We start from the raw sequence: 1,106 nt of genomic DNA, 5'->3' as shown, positions 1-1,106 counted from the left end.
CATTCATGTTGTCATTCTGATAATCTGATTCATCTGTATGATTATTTCTTGAGTTAGCACAGTTACATGCTCCTCTACAATGACAGGGTTCGACGAAGAATAATGGTCCTTCCGATGAATAATAAGTTGTCATAGGTTGGTTAGCTAAAGCATCATAATTATCAATAACAAATGACAGGATATAAGAATCAGAGCTAACCGAAACCGCTAATACCTGAATGTCATTGGTGGGTAATTTCTTGAGGTGGTATCGCACAACAGGTCCGCCACGAAAGATTAATGTTAAAAAATTTGTTGGTTTCAGGTCATCGTCACCTTCACTGTCGTTTTCACTACTTTGCTCTTTTACGACAATCTCAGCAAGTCTGGCTGTATTGAATAACCCGGGTATTATAATAAATTCATGCGTCTTGTAGGTCTCAGAGTTTAGATGTGCTTTTATCAAATTTTGTGTTTCCGGATTGCTCAGGAACAGGTCAAATATATAGATATCATCGTCTACAGCTTCTGTGCTTGACGATAAAAGCCTTCGAATATTATCGGTCAAAGCTATATGGGTTATAGAGCGGCTATCGATGCTTACATGTTCTGGCAAATGGTTTGGCGTTGCTGCTTCCAGCGCCTTTATTCTCGCTGATGTCTCAAATCAATATCAACAACAAATGAGTTGTTAACAATGAAAAAAAACGTCAGATTAATCCTTTTACTCTGTCTCTGCTTGCTATCATCTTATTCAAACTCACAAAACTTGCACTTTAAATGGAACTTAAAGTATTTCGATCGTTTAATACTCAGTGGTACAGCCATATCATCCACACACGTCAGTCATAGCGAGATAACAAAAGAGTGCTATTGGCAGCATGTCCTCACTAAATTTTTTAGTGGTATATCTGGGGATCACTTTGTCAATTATGATCTGGTCTCCTCTACTCATATAGCATTTAATCAGTTCGACTCAGCCAGTAATCTGCTGGCTTATTTTCATGAGTCGGCTTATTTTCATGGCTTATTAGGAGATGGCTTTCAAGATCTTCAGCATATCTTTCGTACGCGTTACACACTAAGAGGTCAAACGACAACAATAACACGTAATATTATCCAAATGT

At 37.9% G+C, this 1,106-nt stretch carries 2 protein-coding genes; one reads left to right on the top strand and one right to left on the bottom strand.

Translation table 11 applies throughout. The features are described from left to right. Positions 1–595: hypothetical protein (locus KDK16_RS12315; RefSeq protein WP_257276341.1), on the bottom strand; the 595-nt coding region annotated here is incomplete at its 3' end. A gap of 81 nt (positions 596–676) precedes the next feature. Here KDK16_RS12315 and KDK16_RS12310 point away from each other — a divergent pair. Continuing rightward, positions 677–1,106 (top strand): hypothetical protein (locus KDK16_RS12310; protein ID WP_257276340.1); only part of this gene is annotated, 430 nt, incomplete at its 3' end.

It is taken from the genome of Endozoicomonas sp. SESOKO4, from assembly GCF_024606275.1.
The sequence above is the reverse complement of the archived record's forward strand: the minus strand, read 5'-3'. Positions and strand labels throughout refer to the sequence as shown.